Origin of the sequence: Embleya australiensis, from assembly GCF_051903075.1 — a bacterium.
Classification (GTDB): domain Bacteria; phylum Actinomycetota; class Actinomycetes; order Streptomycetales; family Streptomycetaceae; genus Embleya.
The window spans coordinates 5,385,266-5,406,802 of the sequence record NZ_CP182422.1 but is presented as its reverse complement, the minus strand read 5'-3'; the positions used below and the strand labels follow the sequence as shown (position 1 = coordinate 5,406,802).

Annotated in this window: 15 protein-coding genes; 8 read left to right on the top strand and 7 right to left on the bottom strand. The window is 72.7% G+C overall.

The window, feature by feature from the left end:
• Nucleotides 1-640: 640 nt before the first annotated feature.
• Nucleotides 641-2,332 carry a long-chain-fatty-acid--CoA ligase gene (locus ACMXN5_RS23510; protein WP_439676858.1) on the bottom strand — a complete coding sequence of 564 codons (1,692 nt, stop codon included), beginning with the start codon at nt 2,330-2,332 and terminating at the stop codon, nt 641-643.
• Nucleotides 2,333-2,401: 69 nt separating this feature from the next.
• On the opposite strand from ACMXN5_RS23510, the gene ACMXN5_RS23505 reads away from it, so the two are divergent.
• Nucleotides 2,402-3,982, top strand: a complete 1,581-nt coding sequence (locus ACMXN5_RS23505; RefSeq protein ID WP_439676857.1) for an NYN domain-containing protein — start codon at nt 2,402-2,404, stop codon at nt 3,980-3,982.
• 73 nt (nt 3,983-4,055) lie between these two features.
• Here the strand turns inward: ACMXN5_RS23505 and ACMXN5_RS23500 are convergent, their stop codons facing one another.
• Both ACMXN5_RS23500 and ACMXN5_RS23495 read right to left on the bottom strand, forming a co-directional pair.
• Complete coding sequence (locus ACMXN5_RS23500; RefSeq protein WP_078975061.1) at nt 4,056-5,258, bottom strand: lipid-transfer protein; 1,203 nt, start codon at nt 5,256-5,258, stop codon at nt 4,056-4,058.
• Between the two features lie 156 nt (nt 5,259-5,414).
• Nucleotides 5,415-7,619, bottom strand: a complete 2,205-nt coding sequence (locus tag ACMXN5_RS23495; protein WP_439676856.1) for an acyl-CoA dehydrogenase — start codon at nt 7,617-7,619, stop codon at nt 5,415-5,417.
• 195 nt (nt 7,620-7,814) lie between these two features.
• Here ACMXN5_RS23495 and ACMXN5_RS23490 point away from each other — a divergent pair, with 195 nt between their 5' ends.
• The 7 genes from ACMXN5_RS23490 (at nt 7,815) to ACMXN5_RS23460 (ending at nt 15,939) form a co-directional block, all read left to right on the top strand.
• Complete coding sequence (locus ACMXN5_RS23490; protein ID WP_395788316.1) at nt 7,815-8,453, top strand: class I SAM-dependent methyltransferase; 639 nt, start codon at nt 7,815-7,817, stop codon at nt 8,451-8,453.
• 205 nt (nt 8,454-8,658) lie between these two features.
• Entirely contained in the window at nt 8,659-9,990 is a 1,332-nt protein-coding gene (locus tag ACMXN5_RS23485) for a hypothetical protein (protein ID WP_439676855.1), read from the top strand.
• Nucleotides 9,980-11,089, top strand: coding sequence for an N-acetylmuramoyl-L-alanine amidase (locus ACMXN5_RS23480; protein ID WP_439676854.1), 1,110 nt, complete (start codon nt 9,980-9,982; stop codon nt 11,087-11,089). Before ACMXN5_RS23485 ends, ACMXN5_RS23480 begins: the two co-directional genes overlap by 11 nt.
• A 242-nt stretch (nt 11,090-11,331) precedes the next feature.
• The gene (locus ACMXN5_RS23475) at nt 11,332-12,456 is read left to right on the top strand and encodes a hypothetical protein (protein WP_439676853.1); all 1,125 of its coding nucleotides are present in this window, start codon (nt 11,332-11,334) and stop codon (nt 12,454-12,456) included.
• 126 nt (nt 12,457-12,582) lie between these two features.
• Nucleotides 12,583-13,635 carry a hypothetical protein gene (locus ACMXN5_RS23470; protein WP_439676852.1) on the top strand — a complete coding sequence of 351 codons (1,053 nt, stop codon included), beginning with the start codon at nt 12,583-12,585 and terminating at the stop codon, nt 13,633-13,635.
• A 180-nt stretch (nt 13,636-13,815) separates the two neighbouring features.
• Complete coding sequence (locus ACMXN5_RS23465; protein WP_439676851.1) at nt 13,816-14,700, top strand: hypothetical protein; 885 nt, start codon at nt 13,816-13,818, stop codon at nt 14,698-14,700.
• 225 nt (nt 14,701-14,925) lie between these two features.
• The gene (locus tag ACMXN5_RS23460) at nt 14,926-15,939 is read left to right on the top strand and encodes an LLM class F420-dependent oxidoreductase (protein ID WP_439676850.1); all 1,014 of its coding nucleotides are present in this window, start codon (nt 14,926-14,928) and stop codon (nt 15,937-15,939) included.
• Nucleotides 15,940-15,973: 34 nt separating this feature from the next.
• On the opposite strand, the gene ACMXN5_RS23455 is transcribed toward ACMXN5_RS23460, so the two are convergent.
• The 4 genes from ACMXN5_RS23455 to ACMXN5_RS23440 all read right to left on the bottom strand — a co-directional run bounded on the left by ACMXN5_RS23455 (nt 15,974) and on the right by ACMXN5_RS23440 (nt 21,506).
• Nucleotides 15,974-17,806, bottom strand: coding sequence for a serine/threonine-protein kinase (locus tag ACMXN5_RS23455; protein WP_439676849.1), 1,833 nt, complete (start codon nt 17,804-17,806; stop codon nt 15,974-15,976).
• Between the two features lie 303 nt (nt 17,807-18,109).
• The gene (locus ACMXN5_RS23450; RefSeq protein WP_439676848.1) at nt 18,110-19,234 is read right to left on the bottom strand and encodes a prenyltransferase; all 1,125 of its coding nucleotides are present in this window, start codon (nt 19,232-19,234) and stop codon (nt 18,110-18,112) included.
• Nucleotides 19,231-20,031 (bottom strand): class I SAM-dependent methyltransferase, encoded by an 801-nt coding sequence (locus ACMXN5_RS23445; protein ID WP_439676847.1) that lies wholly within the window; start codon nt 20,029-20,031, stop codon nt 19,231-19,233. Before ACMXN5_RS23445 ends, ACMXN5_RS23450 begins: the two co-directional genes overlap by 4 nt.
• 65 nt (nt 20,032-20,096) lie before the next feature.
• Complete coding sequence (locus tag ACMXN5_RS23440) at nt 20,097-21,506, bottom strand: glycosyltransferase family 4 protein (RefSeq protein WP_439676846.1); 1,410 nt, start codon at nt 21,504-21,506, stop codon at nt 20,097-20,099.
• Between the last annotated feature and the right edge of the window lie 31 nt (nt 21,507-21,537).

The window sequence follows — 21,537 nt, the reverse complement described above, 5'->3', positions numbered from 1 at the left end:
CAACAGCGCAACGGGCGCCGGGAACGCCCGGCCCACTGGGGGAGGTTCCTCGGCGGACTCGACCCGAGCGCTCTCCCTCCCCGCCGCTGCCGGCCGGGTTTCGGTGAGCAACACACCCGCCTCGCCAGAAGCCGGAGTATCGGAGCCCCGCACGCCGACTGCGGCCCGTCAGCGGCTCGGACAAGCCCCGCACCAGCCATCCGCGACCAACAGCGCAGCGCCCGCCGGAAGGGCCCGACCGCCCGGGAAGACCCCCGGAGAGCCCGACCCGACCACCCACCCGCTCCGCCATTGCCAGCCGGTTTTCGGTGAGCAACACGCCCGCCTCGCCGGGAGCCTGGAGGCTTGGAGCCCCGCGCGCCGGCGGTGGCCCATCGGCGGCTCGGAGCGGCCCCCGACCGGCCATCCGCAACCGAAGCGCGAGGTGGGGCCGGGGTGGCCGGTCCACCCACGAGCGCTCCTTGGCGGATTCGGCCCCAGCGCCTGCCCTCCCCGGCGTTGCCGGTCGGACTTCGGTGGGCGGCACGGCCATCTCGTCGGGAGCTTCGGGGCTTGGAGTCCCGCACGCCGGCGGCGGACCACTCCACGACCCGGGTCGGCCGCCTGCGGGCCGCCTCGGGTTGGGTGAGGGGCGGGGGTGTCAGGCCTCTCTCGATATCAGGGACAGGATGTGGGCGCGGCCTCGGGCGGTGAAGGCTGATTCCAGGGTTTCGCGGTCGGATTCGGTGAAGGGGCGGTATGGGGCTGTTGTGTCGCTTCGGGGGTCGCGCCACCAGATGGGGTCGGGGGCCGTGTGCCAGGCTTGGCGGGTCAGGACTCTGGTGAGGATCTTGTTCGTGCTGGTCTGTGGGAGTGCTTCGGCGATCCGGATGTAGCGCGGGTGCCAGGCGCGGGACAGGTCCGGTTGGGCCGCCAGCCAGTCCGCGAAGGCTGCCGGGTCGAAAGTGGCGCCCTCGCGCAGGACCAGGGCCGCCATCGCCTGGTCGCCCGCCGCCTCGTCGGGGACGCCGTACACCGTCGCGACCGCCACGTCCGGGTGCCGGGACAGGATTCGGGCGACCGGCGTCGCGCCGAAGTTCTCCCCGCCGACGCGCAGCCACTCCCCCGTGCGGCCGGCGAAGTAGACCAGGCCGTCCTCGGTGCGGTAGGCGAGGTCGCCGCTCCAGTACCAGCCGTCGCGCATGCGTTGCGCGGTCGCCGCCGTGTTGTTGTAGTAGCCCTCGAAGGTGCCCGCGCCGCCGACGTTGACCAGTTCGCCGACCGCCGCCTCGGGGTTGGTCATCCGGCCCGCCGCGTCGAAGGTGGCCGGTGGGCATTGCTCGCGCGTGTCCGGGTTCAGGATCCGGATGTCGCCGTTCGGCCGGCCCAGCGCGCCCGGCGGCATGTCCGGGACCGGGCTGAACGACAACCCGCCCTCGGTCGAGCCGAACCCGTCCCGCACCGTGCAGCCGAAGCGTCGGGCGAAGCGCTCGACGTCCTGCGGCCCGCCCTCGTTGCCGAACACGCGCGTCAGCGGGTTGTCCGCGTCGTCGGGGCGCTCGGGTGTGGCCAGGATGTACGACAGGGGCTTGCCCACGTAGTTGGCGTAGGTGACCCCGAACCGCCGCACGTCCGGCAGGAATCCCGACGCGGAGAACCGCCTCCGCAGCACCAGTTCGGCCCCGGCCGCCAGCGCCGGCGCCCAGCACGTGACCACCGCGTTCGAGTGGAACAGCGGCATCGCGCAGTAGGCCACGTCGGTCCCGTCCAACCGCTCCATGGCCACCACGCTCGCCCCCTGCCCGGCGATCTTGCCCTGCGAGCAGATCACCGCCTTGGGGTGCCCGGTCGTCCCGGACGTCAGGATCAACATGAACGTGTCCTCGACCCCCGGCCGCTCGACCGGCGGCTCGACCCCCGCGTACGGCTCCAGCGCCCGCGCCCAGGCCGGATCGTCCACGCACAGCAGCCGGTCCGCCGGGAAGTCCGGTGCGGCGGTGCGCAGCTGTTCCAGATGCGCCGCGTCGGTCAGGACGAGCGAGCAGTCCGTGTGGTCGATGTCGCGCGCCAACTCGGTCCCGACCCGGGTCGGGTTCAGCCCGACGATCACCGCGCCGGACAGCGCCGCGGCGCCGAGCAGCAGCGGAAACTCGGGCACGTTCTCCAGCATCACCCCGATGTGCCACGGTCGACCCTCGACCCGCAGCGCCCGCAGCAGGGCGGCTCGACTGGCGGATTCCGCGACCACCTCGGCCCAGGTCCACGCCCGGTCCTCGTCGCGCAGACCGGCGCTGTGATCCCCGGCCCGCTCGCGTAGCAGTGCGTCGAGTGTGGTGCTCCAACGTCCAGACACGACAGGACTCCTGACGGACAGACAGACAAACGGACAGACGGACAGACGGACGGACGGGAAGACGGACGGATGAATGGGTGGATGGATGCCCGGGTGGACAAACCGACCGACGCGCCTACATGGCACGATCAAGCTTCTGCTTCGCGCAACCTAACCCGCGTGCGCGCGGATCGGAAGACGGCCAAGATCGATACCGGACCGGAACCACACCGAATGTGGCCTCGCTTGCCCGCACGTGACGCGTCGGACAGATTGAAGCCGTACGCATCGGGGGAGGCAGGCATGGACATGAGTATGGATTCGGGCATACCAGGCAGAATTCGCAGCGCACTTTTCCTTGACTTTGACAATATTTACAGCGGACTGCGGGAGACGGACCGCGCGTCCGCGGAGATTTTCGCTCGCAAACCGTCCCAGTGGTTGGAGTGGTTGGAGAACGAGGCGACCGAGCGCGGCCTGCGCCGATCGTTGCTCGTCCGCAACTGCTACCTCAACCCGGTGATGCACGACCGTTACCGGGCGTTCTTCACGCGGTCGGCCTTTCGCGTGATCGACTGCCCGCCGCTGACGGGCCGGGGCAAGAACAGTGCCGACATCCACATGGTGATGGACGTACTCGACACGCTCCAGCACTCGACCAGGTTCGACGAGGTGATCATCATGAGCGCCGACGCGGACTTCACTCCGGTCCTGCTGCGGTTGCGCAGCCACGACCGGCGCACGATGGTGATCGCCAGCGGTCCGGCCGCCCAGGCGTATGTCGCCGCGGGCGACGTGGTGATCAGCGACCAGGAGTTCATCGAGCGGGCGCTGCGCGACGAGATCGACGTGGCGCCGGCCGACGAGGGGGTGCGCGAGCAGGTGATGGCGCACGTACGCGAGCAACTCGACGGCTCCGAGGAGCCGATCGTGCTCGCCACCCTCGCCCACTCGGTGCTGCAACAGGTCGGTCGCGAGCAGGTCACCCGCACCCGCTGGGGCGGCGCGGCCACCTTCTCCTCGCTGCTCGAACTGATGCTGGAGCAGGGCACCGACGAGAAGTTGTCGATCAGTCGGGTCCCACCCGGGTACATCTACGACCGCACCCGACATCAGCCGCCCTCGGCTCGTCCCAACGGCCAGGGCCGGATGGACCACCTGCGCGAGCCGGTCCGCGACCTGATCGACCGGGTGGCCACGGTCACCGGCGCACCGCGGCTGTCCCCGGAGGAATACCACGTGCTCTTCGCCGAATTGCACGCCGAGGTCAGCGAGAACGGCTTCCAGGGCAACCAGACCTCGGGCGCGGTCCGCGACCGGTGTGCCGAGCGGATGCAGACCATCGCCCGCAAGGCGATCGCGTTCGTCACCACGGGCCTGGTCTACTCCGGCTACTGGTCCTCCACCGCACACCCGGTCGCCTCCGCCGACGACCTCGCCGTCGCCTTCCTGCGCAACGTCGAGACGCTGTGCGCCAACGCCCGCCTCTACCTCAACGACACCGAGCGCGCCCTCCTGGCCGAATGGCTGCTCGGTACCGCGACCACCAACCACGCGACCGCGAACCACGCGCCTGCGAACCACGCGGCCGCGCATCACGCGGGGGCCGACCACGCGGCCGCCGATCCCGCCGCCGACCTCTCCACCGTCCCCGGCGCCGACAACGCATAGCCGGTCCGGCGGGTGCGACCCCGAGGGCGCACCCGCCGGACCGAAAAGGCGGCCCGTACCGGGGCCGCCCGCGCTAGAACTGTCCGCGCCGGTACAGCCCGACCACCGCGGCGCCGCCGAGCCCGATGTTGTGGGTGAGCCCGACCTTGGCGTCGGCGACCTGGCGCGCGTCCGCCAGACCGCGCAGCTGCCAGCTGATCTCGGCGGCCTGGGCCAGGCCGGTGGCGCCCAGCGGGTGGCCCTTGGAGATCAGCCCGCCCGAGGGGTTGACCACCCAGCGCCCGCCGTACGTGGTGGCGCCCTCGGCGACCAGCTTGCCGCCCTCGCCCTCGCCGCACATGCCCAGCGCCTCGTAGGTGAGGATCTCGTTGATCGAGAAGCAGTCGTGCAGCTCGATCACGTCGACGTCCTCGATCCCCAGGCCGGACTGCTCGAAGACCTGCCGCCCGGCCGCCGCCGACATCGGTTTGCCGACCACGTCGATGCAGCTGTTCGAGGCGAAGCTCTCCTCGGTGTCGGTGGTCATCGACTGGGCCAGGATCTCGATCGCCTGCTCCTCCAGGCCGTGTTCGCGCACGAAGCGCTCGCTGACCACGACCGCCGCGGCAGCGCCGTCGGAGGTGGGCGAACACTGCAGCCGGGTGAGCGGCGAGTGGATCTCCTTGGCGGCCAGCACCTCGTCGAGCGAGTACTCGACCTGGAACTGCGCGTACGGGTTGTTCACCGAGTGCCGGTGGTTCTTGACCCCCACGTGCGCGATCTGCTCGGCGGTGGTGCCGTAGCGGGCCATGTGCTCGCGCGCCGCGTTGCCGAAGATCTGCGCGGTCGGCGGCGCGGTCATCGAGAACCCGTGCGCGTCGCCCATGATCTTGTAATGCCGGGCCACCGGCGACGTGGAGAAGTCGCCCTCGCCGCCCCCGCCGAGCGAGCCGCGCTTCATCTTCTCGAAGCCGATCGCGAGCACACAGTCGTTCAGCCCGCCGGCGACGAACTGACGGGCCATCATCAGCGCGCTGGAGCCGGTCGCGCAGTTGTTGTTCACGTTGTACACCGGGATGCCGCTCAGGCCCAGCTCGTACACCGCGCGCTGACCGGCGGTGGACGCCTGGAAGCAGTAGCCGACCGGGGCCTGTTCCACCTTGTCGTAGCCGACACCCGCGTCCGCGAGGGCCTTGCCGCCGGCCTCCTTGACCATGTCCCAGTACTGCCAGTCGCGGCTCTCCGGCTTCTCGAATTTGGTCATGCCGACGCCGACGATGAACGCCTTTTGTGCCATGTTGCCAACTCCTACGGAAACGGATCAGGATCGGGAAGGGGAAGCGGAAGGAAAAGAGGAACGAGAACGGAAACCGAAGCGAAAACGGCAACGAAACCGGAAGCCGAAAACCGGAAACGAGACCGGAACCCGCAACGGCCCGGCGAACGGCAGGACCTACTTCTCGCTCGGCTGCGGATCCCTGGGCAGCCCGAGGATGCGCTCGCCGACCACGTTGAGCTGGACCTGCGTGGTGCCGCCCGCGATGGTCAGGCAGCGGCTCATCAGGAAGCCGAACGCCGCCTTCTGGCCGTCCCCCTCGTCCACCGCGCCCAGCGGGCCGAGCAGTTCGAGGCTCAGCTCGGACTCGCGCTGCTGGTGCGGGGTGCCGACGAGCTTGCGTACCGAGGCGCCCGCGCCCGGCTCCAGGCCGGACAGCCGGGCCAGCGTGGTACGCAGCTCGATCAGCGCCAGCGAGGACGCCTCGGCCACCAGCGCGCCCAGGCGCTCCCGGAAGCCGCCGTCCACGAACTCGCCCGCCGGGCCGTTCACCGCCGCGACCAGATTCGCGATGCCCGCGCCGAACGAGCTGCCCGCGCCCATGTGCACCCGCTCGTTGCCGAGCGTGTTGCGGGCCACCTGCCAGCCGCCGTCGACCTCGCCGACGACCATCTCGTCCGGGACGAAGAGGTCTTCGAGGAAGATCTCGTTGAACATCGCCAGGCCGCTGATCTCCTTGAGCGGACGGATGTCCAGGCCCGCCGAGGCCATGTCCACGATGAAGTACGTCAGGCCCTCGTGCTTGGGCTTGTCCGGCGAGGTGCGCGCGAGCAGGATGCCCCACTGCGACTCGCGGGCCCGCGAGGTCCACACCTTCTGACCGTTGATCAGCCAGCCGCCCTCGGTCCGGGTCGCGCGCGTGGAGATCGCGGCCAGGTCGGAGCCCGCGCCCGGCTCGGAGAACAGCTGGCACCACTGGATCTCGCCGCGCAGCGTCGGCGGCGCGAACCGCTCCTGCTGGGCCTGCGTCCCGTAGGCGATCAGCGACGGGATCACCCAGTTGCCCATGGTGATGTCCGGCAGCCGCACGCCGAGCGCCTTCATCTCCTGCTGGATCACCAACTGCTCGACCGGCCCGGCCCCGATGCCGTACGGCTTGGGCAGGTACGGCGCCGCGTAGCCCAACGGGGCCAGCCGCGCGCGCTGTTCGGCCCCGGACTCGCCGGCCACCTCGGCCAGGATCGCCCGCGCGGTGTCGCGCAGCCGCTCCGCCTCCTCGGGCAGGTCCAGGACCAGATCCCGGCGCGCGCCGGCGCTCGCCAGCTCGGTCACCCGCAGCCGCCACCGCGCGGCGGGCCCCGCGTACTGGCGCAGGGTCAGCCCCCGGCGCAGGTAGATGTGCGCGTCGTGCTCCCAGGTGAAGCCGATGCCGCCGAGGATCTGTACGCAGTCCTTGGTCGTGGTGAAGGCCGCCTCGATCGCATACGTGGCGGCGATCGCGGCGGTCAGCGACCGGGTCGGCGCGTCCGAGCCCGCGTCGTACGCGCGCGCCGCGTCCCACGTGACCGCGCGCGACTGTTCGACCCGGACCAGCATGTCCGCGCACAGGTGCTTGATCGCCTGGAACTGCCCGATGGGGCGGCCGAACTGCTCGCGCACCTTGGCGTACTCGGTCGCCGTGTCGAGCGCCCACGCGGCCACGCCGCAGGCCTCGGCGGACATCAGTACGGCCGCCAGGTCGCGGGCCAGGGCCTCATCCACGCCGGCCAGCACCCGCGTGGCCGGGACCACGGTGTCCACCGTCACCTCGGCACTGCGTCGGGTCGGGTCCACGCTCTTGAGCGCCCGGACGTCGACGTCCGGCGCGTCCACCGCGACGTACACCACCGCGCCGTCGGTTCGGCGGGCCGCCAGCACCAGCACGTCGGCGAGCGCACCGCCCAGGATCGGCGTGGCCACTCCGCTCACCCGCAGCCCGCCCGCCTGCTCGGCGGCCGTCACGGTGCCGGGGCCGGTCGCGACCGCGCCGATCAGCGTGCCGTCGACCAGGCCGGGCAGCAGTTCCTTCGCCGCGTCGCCACCGTCGGCCTGCAGCAGCGCCGAAGCCAGGACGGTGGGCAGGAACGGGCCGGGGAGCATGCCGAGGCCGGCCTGTTCGAGGGCCACCGCGGTTTCGACCAGGCCGTAGCCGGCGCCGCCGAACTCCTCGGCGACATGCATCCCGAGCAGGCCCTGCTCGGCGAGGGCCGGCCAGTGTCCGGGGCGCTCCTCGCCGTCCGCCTCGAGCACCCGGCGCACCTCCTGGATGGGTGCAACACGTTGCACCCATCCGCGTACCGATTCCGCCAGGGAGCGGTGCTCCTCCGTGATGCCGATGGCCATATCGCGCCTTCCATGACTTCCGTGACTGGGTCCAGTACTTGCGATAGTAGAACCCGTTTCAATTGTTGGGGACCCCGATGTGGCCCCCGACACGGTGGCGCGGGGGCGGCTGCGGCAGCATGGGGTCCGGCCGGCCGACGGCGGCCCGGCGGTGTACCGACCCGGCCCGCGTGGTCCGACCCAGGAGATCCCGACATGAGCACCATCGACCCCGCCGTGCGGGCCGCGTTCGAGGCCGCCACCGGATTCATGCCGGCCGACGAGGGCGACGCGCTGTACGCCGCGGCGGTCCTGGCCGCCCGGGTCGGCCCGCTGGTCGAACTGGGCACGTACTGCGGGCGGTCGACGATCCTGCTCGCCGCGGTCGCGCGCGACGCGGGCACGGTGGTGGTCACGCTCGACCACCACCGCGGCTCCGAGGAGCAGCAGCCCGGATGGGAGTACCACGACCCGAATCTGGTCGACGCCGAACTGGGCGTGATGGACACGCTGCCGACGTTCCGCCGCACGCTGTATCGCAGCGGGCTCGAACCGTACGTGGTGGCCCTGGTCGGACACAGCCGCACGATCGCCCCGCTGTGGAACACCCCGGTGGGCCTGGTGTTCATCGACGGCGGGCACACCGACGAGCACGCGCAGGGCGACTACGAGGGCTGGGCGCCGCACGTCGCGGTCGGCGGACTGCTGCTGATCCACGACGTGTTCCCGAACCCGGCCGACGGCGGCCAGGCACCGTACCGGGTCTACCGACGCGCACTCGCCTCCGGCGCGTTCGAGGAGCTCCCGGGCCGAGGCTCGCTCCGGGTGCTGCGCCGCGTGGCGGCCGGAATCTGACCGGAGCGACGCACGGGCGGTCACGGGAAGCGAGCCGGGGGCGAAACAGGGGTGCTCCGGGCCTGACCCGCGCGTCCTCCGCCCCGTCGTTCGGCGTCAAGATCGAATCGAGCCTGATTCGATTCCCGAAAGCAATCCGATCCGGTCCCGCGCGGGTCGCGTTTGCTGGGACAATGCCCATCCGGAAGGACGCGGGGGGATGGTCATGTCCGATCAGCATCAGCACGACGACGGGCCCGGCGAACCCGCGGCGGAGGGCGAGCGGTTCGAGACGGTCTGGGACCGGACGGCCAACGGCGGCGTGGGCGGCTGGGTGCGCCGCCGGATCACCGCGGAGCCGACCGCCGTGAACCCGGGCGCGCCACCGCGTCCGCATCACGAGCCCACCGCCCACCTGCCGGCCGCCACGCCGCCGGCAAGGCCCGCCACGCCGCCGCCCACACCACCCGCACCGCTCGCACCACCCGTGTCGCCCGACGAGCAGGACACCGTCGACAACCCGGCGGCGGCCCGCGGCATGCCCGCCGGCCCGCCACCCCCGGGGTGGCCGGTTTCCGCCCCGCCCCCGGCGTCCGCCCCGCCCCCGGCGTCCATCCCGCCCCGGATGTCCCCCCAGCCGCCCGCCGTTCCCCCGCCGCCGGTGCCCATGCCCCCGAACCCGTCGGCGCCGACCGCGGACTGGTACCGCCAGGACCCCGGGCACACCCCCGTCCACGGCATCCCGGGCGACCGGCCCGACCACGGCGTGCCGCCGGCCCGCGACGTCCCCGCCGCCCCGGACTGGTACCGCGGCGCCACCCCGCCGGCCCCCGGCCCGATCTCGCCCACCCCGCCCGGCCCCTCGTTCGAGCGCACGCTCCTGTTCATCGTGGCCGCCGTCGTCCTGATCGCCGCCGCCGGCACCCTGGTCGCCCTGAAGCCGTGGGCGGAGGACGACAAGAAGCCGGCCGCCCACGGCTCACCGAGCGTGGAATCCACCGCCGGCTCGCCCTCCCCCTCCGGCAACGCGGCGGGCGCCCAACCCGGCGTCCCGTCGACCCCGCCGCCGGCCCAACAGACCACGATCACCACCCCACCGCCCGCGAGCCCCACACCGGACGGCCGCACGCAGGCCGCCGCGTTGGACACCCTCCTCTCCCGCAGCGGTTCGTCCCGGCAGTCGGTGATCGACGCGGTGAACAACATCGGCTCCTGCTCGTCGCTGGCCGCGTCCCGCTCCGCGCTGCTCGACGCCGCCGCGCAACGCGACCAGCTGGTCACCCAGTTGGACACGATGCGCTTCGATGCCGCCCCCGAACTCCAGGCCGCCGCACCGACGTTGCGCACCGCGTGGACCGCCTCCGCGCGCGCCGACCGATCGTTCGCCGCGTGGGCGCAGTCCGCGGCCGACTCGGGCTGTCCGGGCACCCAGGCGCTCTACGACGAGGGAGCCACGATCAGTTCCGAGGCGTCCACCGCGAAGAAGTCGTTCGTGACGACCTGGAACGCCGTCGCCTCGCGCTACGGCCTCACGTCCAGGAGTGAACTTGACCTCTGACCGCCGCGACGATCGCGGCCGTCCCGACGACCCCCCTCCCCGCTACCGCCATCACCCGCCCGCCGCCGACCCGTTCGGCCACGCGCCCGCACAGGAGGCCCGGATCGAGACGGCGCACGACCGCCTGCGCCGCCGTCGGCGGATCACCCTGACCGTGGCCGCCCTGGCGCTGGCCGCCGCCGGCGCCGGCACCATCGCGGTGGCCTGGCCGAGCGGGCACGACGCGGCGCGCACTGAGGCCGCCCACACGCGGTCGGCGACCGCGGCCGGCGACCCGCCGAGTACGCCCCACGCCGCACCGGCCGACGGCGCACCCGCCCCGAACGCGACCACCTCGACCGGCGAACCACCGCCCGCCGCCCCGGCGGAGACTCCCGCGACCGCCGTCGTCCCGCCCCCGCCCCGCGCCGGTGGCGGCGGACTCCCGCTGTCAGGGCGGTTGGTGATGCTCGACCCGGGCCACAATCCGGGCAACGGCGGCCATTCCCGCGAGATCAACAAGCAGGTGTACGCGGGCGGGCTGACCAAGGAGTGCGACACCACCGGCACCGAGACCGACCAGGGTTACACCGAGGCCGAGTTCACCCTCGACGTGGCACACCGCGCGAAGCGCCTGCTGGAGGCCCAGGGCGCCACCGTGGTGTACACGTGGGAGAGCGAGGCGTGGGGGCCGTGCGTCGACGAACGCGCGGCGCGGGGCAACACGGCCAAAGCGGACGCCGTGGTGTCCATCCACGCCGACGGCGGTCCGGCCGGCGGGCGCGGCTTCCACGTCATCCTGCCCGCCTCGGTCAAGGACAAGAACGTGGACACCACGCCGATCCTGGCGCCCTCGCGCACCCTCGGCGGCCTGCTCGCCAAGGCGTTCCGGGCGGCCACCGGCACCTCGCCCGCCACCTACCTGGGCACCGACGACGGGCTGGTCACCCGTACCGATCTCGGCGGGCTGAACCTGTCCACCCGACCCAAGGTGTTCATCGAATGCGGCAACATGCGCAACGCTTCGGACGCCGCGCAGTTCACCGACCCGAACTGGCGCGAGCGCGCCGCGTCCGGGATCGCGACCGGGATCACGGCCTATCTGTTGAAGGGGACGTGAGCCACGAGTCCCCCGTCCCCTAGGGTCGTTGCGATCGTCCCGACGCGCGTGCGCGGCGGTGACGCTCCCCGGTTCGCGACGTCCACGCGTGCCGGGCACCGCCGGACGGTTCCCGGTCGGGACACGGACCACCGCGAGCCGCACGATCGGGCCCGGCGCGAGCCGCCCACGCACCGCACGTCGTTCGGCGCACCCCGCGCCGTCGGCGTCACGTCCCCCTCCGTATCGCCAAAGGAGCAACGTTGAACCGGAAAGGGATCACGAGGGGCGATGCGATCGTCATTCTCGCGATCGTCCTGATCTTCATCTTCTCGTTCTTCAAATACTACGAAGTCAGCGCCACCTCCCACGGCAGCAGCAACATCAGCGACGACGGGGACCTGCTCGGCGGCGGCCGCAGCGAGTCCAAGAGTTGGAACGCCTGGACGGTCGACTTCTACCCGCTGATGCCGGCCGTCGTCCTGGTGCCGCTGCTGGCCGTGCTGCTCATGGTCATCGGCCGTTTCACCGCGCAGCCGGACAAGCCGGCCCTGGGTCTGGCCCCGCGCCAGTGGGCGATCGCGTTCGGCGTCTCCGGCGCGATCAGCGGTTTCTTCGCCCCGTTCGGGGCGGGCGGCATGATCGGCGACCTCGTCGAGGGCTCGGCCCCGTCCCGCTTTACGGTCGATTCCGGACCCACCGTCTTCGCCTGGCTGATGATGGTGGCCGGACTGGTCGCGGCGCTGTTCCTGATCATCGGCGACCGCATCCCCAGCCTGGCGTCACCGCTGTTCAGCCCGGTCCCGCAGCAGCCGTGGGGCTACCCGCCGAACGCCACCGGCGGCTATCCGGCCCCGCTGGACCCGAACACCGGCCTGCCGATGGCGATCGACCCGAACACGGGTTACCCGCTGCCGAACGCCACCGGCGGCTATCCCGCGCCGCCCGGATACCCGGCGACGGGGGTGGGCACCGCCGCCGCGCCGATGGCCGGCGTCCCCGCGCACATGCCGCCGCCGACCCCCGCCGGGTCGACCGCCGCCGTTCCCGAGGCCGCGCCCGGCACCACCGCGCCGGGCGCACCCGCCGCTCCGGGCGCCGCCGCTCCGGGCGCCGGCGCACCGGGCGCCGGCGAGTCCGGCACGGGCGCACAGCCGGCCGCCGCCGGGACCGGCGCGCAGCCGCCGGAGTTCGCCCAGTTCTGGTTCGCCGTGCCCGAGGCCCGACCGCTGGCCCCCACCGAGGGCCTGTCCAAGGAGCCGGTGGCCACGCTGCGGACCGGCCAGTGGTACCTCGCCGTCGCCCCCCACCCGGGCGGCGTCCTGGTCGAGGCCGACGGCGTCCGCGGGGTCCTGAGCGACGTCTCCGGAATCCAACGCGGAGAATGACGGTATGTCAGGCCGCGGTGCCGGTGCGGGCGACCGTACCGGCACCGGGCCGCGGCGCGACGGCCGCGGTCCGTCGCGGCACGCGCATGTCCACGCAGTACGAAAGCCCCGTCAGGGAGGAGCACGATGCCACGCAAAGGCGTCACCCGAGGTGATCTGATCGTCGCGGTGGCGGCGATCGGAGTTCTGGTCTTCTCGTTTCTCCCCTGGTACACGGTGACCGCCAAGGGCAGAGATCTGACCGAGGGCACCACCCACTACTCGGCGTGGATCGGCGACTTCACACCGCTCGCGCCCGCCGTCGTGCTGCTGTCCTCGATCTCGCTGGTGCTGCTGCTGATCGGCCGGTACACCTTCCGTCCCGGCTCGCCGCCGACCGAGATCCAGTTCGCCGGGGTCGCCCTGCGGCAGTGGGGCGTCGTGCTCGGCGTGGCGTCGGCGTGGAGCGCGGTGTGGGCCGTGCTGGGCGCGGACGGCGGCTACGACAAGCTGGCCCGCACCGCGCAGCGGATCGCCCGCGCGGGCGGCGACTCGCAGGCGACCGTGGACGCCGCGCACGGCTATGGCGCGTGGGGACTGGCCGGGTTCGCCGTGTTGCAGGCCGTGTTGCTGCTCACCGTGGACCGGATCGGCGGGCTGAACGTGCCGCTGGTGCGCCCGCGCGAGGCCGGCTGGCCCGGCTACCCCGGCGGCGGCTTCCCCGGCGCGCCCGGCGGCTATCCGCCCGGTCCGCCCGGAACCGGCGGCTTCCCGGTGCCGCCTCCGGTCGCGCCGCCCGTGTACGGCCCGTCGGGCAACACTCCCCCGCCGCAGACCCCGCCGATGCAGCCCCCGGCGATGCAGCCGCCCGCGGTGCAACCTCCGGTGCTGCTGCTCAAGTCGGACGACTCGGCGGCGAATCCGGCGATCGGCGCCGACCGGGTGCCGGCCGCCACGGGCGGGGACGCCCGGGACTCGGCGGCGGATTCCGGCGATCCGGGCACGTTCGAACAGTACTGGCTGGCCGTGCCCGAACCCCGCACACTGCGGCCGCTCGACGTCTCCGGCGACGCGCCGGCCACGCTGCACCCCGGGGTCTGGTACCTCGCGGTGGGCGTGCGCGACGGCGGCATCGTCATCGATATCGACGGCGTTCAGGGCGTGTTGACCGACCTGACGGGTATTCAGCGCGGCGAGTAGACATCCGCGGAAAATGCCCCCATACGGTGTGTCGTATGGGGTCGGGGTACAGATCGTTCCCCCGTCTGGCACAGTGTCCCCGGACCAATGCACCGAGGACGCGCGGGGGCGATGTCGGTGGCACGACTTGGGTCGCCCCCGTACGCTGTCGGCGCCCATCCCCCTCGGGAGGAGTATTCAGTGGACGTCAGAAAGCTCTCGCGTGGCGACGCGGTCATCGGGGTCGCCGCCGTGCTCATCTTCATTTTCTCGTTCTTCGACTACGTCGGTGTCAAGGGCGAGGTTCCTCGGGGCTTCGACGGCGCTTGGAGCGCCTGGTCGGGCACCATGGCACCGGTCATCTTCGCGTGCGTGCTGACCCCGATCATCGCGGCGGCGCTGTTCATCCTCGGCGGTCTGCTGCCGCCCTTGCGGGACAAGCAGATCCTCGGCCTGACCGCTCGTCAGTGGGCACTGCCGCTCGCGGTGGTCTCGCCGATCAACGCCCTGTGGTCGATCGGCCGCGCCTCCGACGGCCTGGAGATGAAGGCCGGCGGCATCCTCATCGTGCTGCTGGTCCTCGTGCTCAGCGGCGCCCTGATCGCCACGAGCGTGGTGCCGGCCCTCCAGGCGCCGCTGCTCGGCGCGGGTGGTCCGGGTGCGGGCGCGGGTCAGCCCGGCCAGTACGGCGGCCCGCAGGGTCAGCAGCAGTTCGGCGGCGCGCCCTATGGCGGCCCGCAGGGCCCCCAGGGTCAGCAGCCGTACGGCGGCGCCCCGCAGCAGGGCGGCTTCGGCGGCCCGGCGCCGCAGGGTCCCCAGGGACCGCAGGGCGGCTTCGGCGCCCCGGGCCCGCAGGGCCCCGGCGGTGGGCAGCAGCCCGCCCCGGGCGGTGCGCCGTTCCAGCCCTTCTGGTTCTCGGTGCCGGACTCGCGCCCGATGCTGGACGAGCACACCAACCAGGAGAAGGGCGTGCTGAACACGGGCGTCTGGTACCTGGCGGTGGCCGAGCACCCGAACGGCCTGCTCGTCGAGGTCGACAACGTGCGCGGCGTGCTCCAGAACACGATGGGCATCCAGCGCTCGTGACACCGGTGCTCCCGAGGAACCGGTGATACCGAGACCCCGCGAACAGATACAGGCAGGGGCGTCGTCCACTTCGGACGGCGCCCTTTCGCCTGTCCGGGGGAGGCGACCTCCCCGAAAAGTAAAACGTGTTCTAGTCTGCGGAGGCGATTCACCGCGCCGCGGCACGCCGCGTCGCGCGGTTCCGTACGACTTCGGGCAACCGTGGGCAAACATGGAGGTACCGCCATGAGGCTGGGTCTGACGTTCGGGTACTGGGGCCGAGGCCCGTCCGCCGACTTCGTCGAGACGGCGCGCGAGGCCGAACGCCTCGGCTTCGACTCGGTCTGGACCGCCGAGTCGTGGGGCTCGGACGTGTTCACCCCGCTGACCTGGATCGCGGCCAACACCTCGCGGATCGCCCTGGGTACCGCCGTCACGCAGATGACCGCCCGCACCCCCACCGCGACCGCGATGCACGCGTTGACCCTGGACCACCTGTCCGGCGGGCGGATGATCCTCGGCCTCGGGCTCTCCGGGCCGCAGGTGGTCGAGGGCTGGTACGGGCGGCCGTTCCCCAAGAGCCCGCTGACCTTCACCCGCGAGTACGTGGACGTGATCCGCCAGGTGCTGCGCCGCGAGGGGCCGGTGGTGGCCGAGGGCCGCTACGCGCAGCACCCGTACGCGGGCGAGGACGGCAGCGGTCTCGGCAAGCCGCTCAAGTCGATCACCCACCCGCTGCGCGCGGACCTGCCGATCTTCCTCGGCGCCGAGGGGCCGAAGAACGTGCATCTGACCACACAGATCGCGGACGGTTGGCTGCCGCTGCACTGGGCGCCGACCCGTCCCGAGGTGTACGCGGACGCGCTGCGGGACAAGCCGGCGGGCTTTCGGATCGCGCCGATGGTGCAGGTGGCACTCGGCGACGACGTCGAGCGGGCGATGTTCCCGATCAAGGCGGCGATGGGCTTCTACGTCGGCGGGATGGGCGCGAAGAACAAGAACTTCCACGCGGACCTGATGCGCCGGTTCGGCTATGCCGAGGAGGCGGACCGGATCCAGGAGTTGTTCGCGGCCGGCAGGCGCGACGAGGCGATCGCCGCGGTACCGAGCGCCTTCGTCGACGAGATCGCGCTCGTCGGCCCGGCGGCCCGGATCCGCGAACGTTTCGCCGCGTGGGCCGCCGACCCGCACGTCACCGACATGATCGTCACCACGCGCGACCCGGAGGCCCTGCGCCTGCTGGCCGACCTCGCGTCCTGACCCGAGGCCGCGCGGGCCGGGCGGCGTCCCCGGTCTAGGTCACCGTCGACATGCACAGTTCCTGTCCCCGGGAGGGCAGCGGATAGTAGACCGGGGACCGGGCCGGGCAGGTGGGGCCGGCGGACGAGGGCATCGGATGGATCTCGTCGATGCGCAACCGGCCCTGGCCGTCGCGTTGGAAGGCGCCCTGGCACGGTACGAGCGCGGCCAGGAAGGCCCATTGGCGCCCGTCGCGCACCTCCGCCGGCACACACTCGCCGGGTCGGAAAATCCGCTCCAGGCACAGCGCGGGCTGCCCGGGCGCGATCGGCCACCGGCTGCGCCCGTCGGTGCTCATGCAGTCCGCCGTGCCGCCGGCGGCCGAGGTGCGGGCCAGCACCCGCTGCCGCGCCGCCGGATCCTCACAGGGCAGCGTGCGCGGTCCGGCGGGCCGCCAGGTCGGCGAGCCGTCGCCGGCGAAGTCCACGCAGGCGCCGACCTGTACCGAGGCCACGAACGCCGCGACCGGATCGCCGGAGGCGCCGGCGGTCGGCACCCCGGCGGGGCCCATCGCTCCGCGCTCCCGGTCCTCGCGGCCCCGCTCGTAGGCGACCCCGGCCAGCACCCCGCCCACCAGCGCGATCACCACGAGCGCGGCCACCAGTACCCAACTGGCCCCGCCACCCTCGTGCACCTCGGCCGGCTCGGGCAGGTCGTAGGGGTCCTGCCGATCGTCGCTGTCGTCGATCCGCGGCACCATCGCCTGGACGATCTTGGCGAGTTGCATCGTCTCGGTGGTCTCGGAAGCACCGGTGCCGTCAGGTGCGGGTTGGGGTGCGGGCTCGGGCTCGGGCTCGGGCTCGGCCGGCTTCGCCGGGGTCGACGCGGCGGCCTTCGGGTCCGATCCGGCCTCGTCCGATCGTCGCGGTTCCGCCGGGTCCGGGATCGACCCGGCATCGGCCACGGCCGAGTCGACGGGCTCGTCCCGCTCGTCCTGCTCCTCCTTGTCGACCGGCTTGGCCGGTCCGAGGCGGTCCGCGAGGGGCACGGTCGGCGGGTCGCCGACCAGGCGGCCGCGGCGGTGGTACGCGTCGATCAACTCCAGGGCGGCGCCCGGGAGCCACGAGGCAGCCCCGTAGGCCCCCTCCCGAGCCGTCACCGCCCCGGCCGCCCCGTCCAGCAACTCCCGCGCCGTGGGCCGGGCCTCCGGATCACGCACCAGGCAGGACCGGATCAGGTCGGCGACCTCGGCCGGTACATCGGCCAGTTCGGGCTCACCGGTCGCCACGCTCCGCCGAATCGCCGCCTCCCCCACACCGGAGTGCGGAGGATGTCCGGTCGCCGCGAAACACAGCAGCGCACCGAGCGCGTAGATGTCGGAGGCCGGCACCGGCTCCTCCCCGCGCGCCTGCTCGGGCGCGAGGTAGCCGGGCGCGGCGAGCGGGGCGTCCGGGCCCGCGCCCGTGATCCCGAATCCGGTCACCCTCGGCCCGTCGGAGGCCACCACGATCTGCGCGGGCCGCAGGTCACCGTGGACCAGCGACGCCTGATGGATCGTCACCAGCCCCTCGGCGATCCCGGCCGCGAGCCAGCGCACCGCGTCGGGCGTCAGCGGCCCACACGAGATCACCAGGTCGGCGAGCGAAGGCGCCGGCACGTACGCCGAGGCCACCCACGGATTGCGGGCCGCCCCACCGCTGCCGATCACCTCGATCACACCGGGCCCGCGCACCTTCTGCGCGCGCTTGATCCCCTGCTGCTCGCCGTACAACATCCGCACGGCCATCGGCCGCCCGGCACCGGTCCGCGCCAGATACACCCAGCCGGGACTACCGACCCCCAGCAGCCCCACCACCGTGTAGGGCCCTATTCGATCCCCAGGCTCCAACCCAGCCGCCATACCCACCTCGCCACCCAAACAACCCAACCCCCCTGTCCAAACCCTATTGCCGCCCCCCACCCCCCAAGACCACGGCCACACGCAGACGAACGGCGAGCCGACATCGAGCCCGGAATCGCGGCGGGCGGGGGCGGGCCGAGCGGGGCGGGGCGCCGGACTCGCGGGGTGAGCGAGGCGGGATGCCGGGGTCGGGGAGCGGGGCGGTGCGCCGGAGTCGCAGGGTGAGCGGGGCAAGGCGCCGGAGTCGCGAGGAAGCCGGGCGGGACGCCCGCCCGTCAGCCCGTCAGCCCCTCAGCCCCTCACGCAGATATCCGACCCGCACCGCACCTGTGCCGGGTCCAAGCCCACCGGCAGGCCGTCGCCCTCGTAGGCCGTGGGGGTGCCGCCGAAGACCGCCGTCGTTGCCGGTTCGCCGCCTAGTGCCGCCGTGGCCAGGATCATCGCGCCCGCCGTCCAGGCCGTGCGCTCCACCGGCCAGATCGCGTCGTCCTCGAAAACGTAGCCGGTCCAGTACAGGCCGTCCTCGTGGCGCAGCCGCTGGATCCACGAGACGATCTCCACCGCCCGGTCGCTCTCGCCCAACGCCCACAGCGCGATGGCCAGTTCGCAACTCTCCGCGCCGGTCACCCACGGCCGGTCCGAGACGCACCGCACGCCCAGGTCCGGCACCACGAAGGTGTCCCACCCGTCCTTGATCCGCTCGTCCGCGGCCGGCCCGCGCAGCGCGGTGCCCAGGATCGGGTAGTACCAGTCCATCGAATAGCGGCTCTTGTCCAGGAACCGCTCCGGGTGCGAGAGCACCGCGTGGCCCAGTCGACCCGCCGCCAACTCCCAGTCGGGCTGCGGCTCGCCGAGGTGTTCCGCGATGGCCAGCGCGCAGCGCAGCGCCTGGTACATGCTCGCCGACCCGGTGAGCAGCGCGTCCGGTACCGGCACGCCGTGTTCGTCCCGCTTCCAGCGGATCTCGCCGCCGGGGGCCTGGAGTTCGAGGATGAAGCCCATCGCCGCGCGCAGCTTCGGCCACATCCGGACCAGGAACTCCTCGTCCCCGGTGAGCAGATGGTGGTGCCACAGGCCGACCGCGAGGTAGGCGGTGAAGTTGGCCTCCTTGTTGCGGTCGGTCACCTCGCCGTCCACGTACGCCGCGTACCACGAGCCGTCGGGCTCCTGGCGGCTCGCCAGCCAGCGATAGGCCCGCTCGGCCTCGGCGTGCCGGCCGGCCACGTCCAGAGCCATCGCGGCCTCGGTGTGGTCCCACGGGTCGAGGTGTCCGCCGACGAACCACGGGATCGACCCGTCGGGCCGCTGTACCGCGGCGATGCCGTCGATCGTCGCGGCGACCTGATCGACGGTCAGCACGCCTTCCAGCGCCAGCAGTTCGAGCGCCGGCTCGGATCCGGGCCGGGCGAGGCTCATGCGCCCGCCCCGTCGAGCGTCCCGTCGGGACCGACGGCCCGTGCGGCCCCCGCGACCCCGGCTCCGGTGTCCGTCTCCCCCGTCGGCCGCGGCTTGGTCGCATAGACCACCAGGCTCTTCCCGATCAGCGGATCCAGCGCCTTCTCCGCGAGCCGCGTGGCCAGCGGGCGCTTCATGATGTCCCAGACCAGGAGCTTGTGCCACGCCCGGACCGGCAGCGCCTTGTCGTTGTCCACGCCGACCGCGCACTTGATCCACCAGTACGGCGAGTGCAGCGCGTGCGTGTGGTGCGTCCCGTACGGCCGCAGTCCCGACTCGCGGATCCGGGCCGCGAACTCGTCGCCCTTGTAGATCCGGATGTGCCCGCCCTCGACCTCGTGATACGCGTCGGACAGCGCCCAGCAGATCTTCTCCGGCCCGTAGCGCGGCACCGTCATCGCGGCCAGCCCGCCCGGCTTGAGCACCCGGAACAGCTCGCCCAGCACGCCCTTGTCGTCCGGGATGTGCTCCAGCACCTCGGAGATGATCACCCGGTCGAAGCTCGCGTCCGGGAAGGGCAGCGCCAGCGCGTCACCGACCATCGCCTCGGCGCGCGCCCCGGCCGGGACCTCGCCGGCCGCCCGCATGGAGGCGAACATCGCGTCGACCTCGGCGATGTCCTTCGCGTTCTGATCCAGCGCGACCACGTCGGCGCCGCGCCGGTATGCCTCGAAGGCGTGCCGGCCACCGCCACAACCCATGTCCAGGACCCGATCCCCGGGGGCCAGCGGAAAGCGGGAGAAATCCACGGTGAGCAAGTCGGCGACTCCGTCTCGTAGTGCGCGAACCGGTTGCGGGGGCGCCCGGCGAGGATGGGCTGGGGTCAGCTGTTTCGGGATCCGACGGCGGGCTTCGCGGACGACACCCGCCCGAACGGCGACCGGCCGAGCAGCACGTCGCTCGCTCTCTCGGTCAACCCGCGTCGCCCCGCACCGGCCGTGCTCGGCACGGTCGGACCGGCCGCGAGCGCGGCCCGATACCGCTCCACGGTACGCACCGCCGTATTGCGCCAGGTGAACCGTTCGAGCACCCGGGCGCGGCCCGCCTCGGCCAGCCGGGCCCGCAGTTCGGGGTCGTCGAGCAGTCGGCCCAGGGCCGCGCGCAGTGCCTCCGGGTCGCCCGGCGGCACCGCCAGGCAGGTCACCCCGTCCGGCCCGGCGACCTCCGGGATCGCCCCGCCCGTACTCGCCACCAGCGCCGTGCCGCACGCCATCGCCTCGGCGGCGGGCAGCGAGAAGCCCTCGTAGAGCGACGGCACGCAGGCGATCTCGGCGCTGCGGATCAGGTCGACCAGCTCGTCGTCGGTGAGTTCGGACACGAAGCGGATGGCCGAGCCCAGCCCCAGCCGCTCGATCGCGCGCAACACGGGACCGTCGCCCTTGGGCCGGCCGACCACCACGAGTTCGACCCGGTCGTGCTCGACGCGCAGCTTGGCCAGCGCCTCGACCAGGTGGATCAGGCCCTTGAGCGGCACATCCGCGCTCGCCGTGGTCACGATCCGTCCGGGCACCTTGGCCACCGAGGGATCCGGCGCGAACCGGTCGGTGTCGGCGCCCACCGGCACCACGGTGACCCGACTGGGCGAGACGCCCAGGTGGTCGACGATCTCGGCCTTGGACGAGCCGGAGACGGTGACCACCTCGGTCAGCCGCGCGGAGACCCGCTTCTGCATGGTGGTGAACCCGTACCAGCGGTGCAGCGTGGCCTTGCGCCGCAGCGTCGTGGCCTCGCCGATCTCCAGCGCGCGGTCCACGGTGATCGGGTGGTGGATCGTGGTGACCAGCGGGAACCCGAGCCGGGGCAGCGCGAGTTGCCCGTAGCCCAGCGTCTGGTTGTCGTGCACGACGTCGAACTCGCCGCGCCGGGCCGCGAGGTGGCGCCACGCGCGCAGCGAGAAGGTCAGCGGCTCGGGAAAGCCCGCGGTCAGCATGCCGCCGACCTCTAGCACGTCGATCCAGTCGCGATACTCGCGCAGCTTGGGCATCCGGAACGGATCCGGTTCGCGATACAGGTCCAGGCTGGGCAGCGTGGTCAGCTTCACGCCCTCGTCCACGACCGCGTACGGCGGGCCGGAGATCACCTCGACCTCGTGTCCGAGCCTGGTGAGTTCGCGGGAGAGGTGGCGGACGTAAACTCCCTGTCCGCCGCAGTACGGGTCGCCCCGATACGCCAGCAGGGCGATTCGCAGGGGTCGCTCCGGGGAGGTCCGCGCCGGGCCCACCTGGGCGTTCACAGCGGATGCGGTCTCCCGTGTCACGAATGGC

Bases quoted from the DNA above. Each gene is read 5' to 3' on its own strand.
- ACMXN5_RS23505 (WP_439676857.1), top strand. From the start codon at position 2,402: ATGAATGGGTGGATGGATGCCCGGGTGGACAAACCGACCGACGCGCCT.
- ACMXN5_RS23500 (WP_078975061.1), bottom strand. From the start codon at position 5,258: ATGGCACAAAAGGCGTTCATCGTCGGCGTCGGCATGACCAAATTCGAG.
- ACMXN5_RS23495 (WP_439676856.1), bottom strand. From the start codon at position 7,619: ATGGCCATCGGCATCACGGAGGAGCACCGCTCCCTGGCGGAATCGGTA.
- ACMXN5_RS23490 (WP_395788316.1), top strand. From the start codon at position 7,815: ATGAGCACCATCGACCCCGCCGTGCGGGCCGCGTTCGAGGCCGCCACC.
- ACMXN5_RS23485 (WP_439676855.1), top strand. From the start codon at position 8,659: ATGTCCGATCAGCATCAGCACGACGACGGGCCCGGCGAACCCGCGGCG.
- ACMXN5_RS23470 (WP_439676852.1), top strand. From the start codon at position 12,583: ATGCCACGCAAAGGCGTCACCCGAGGTGATCTGATCGTCGCGGTGGCG.
- ACMXN5_RS23460 (WP_439676850.1), top strand. From the start codon at position 14,926: ATGAGGCTGGGTCTGACGTTCGGGTACTGGGGCCGAGGCCCGTCCGCC.
- ACMXN5_RS23450 (WP_439676848.1), bottom strand. From the start codon at position 19,234: ATGAGCCTCGCCCGGCCCGGATCCGAGCCGGCGCTCGAACTGCTGGCG.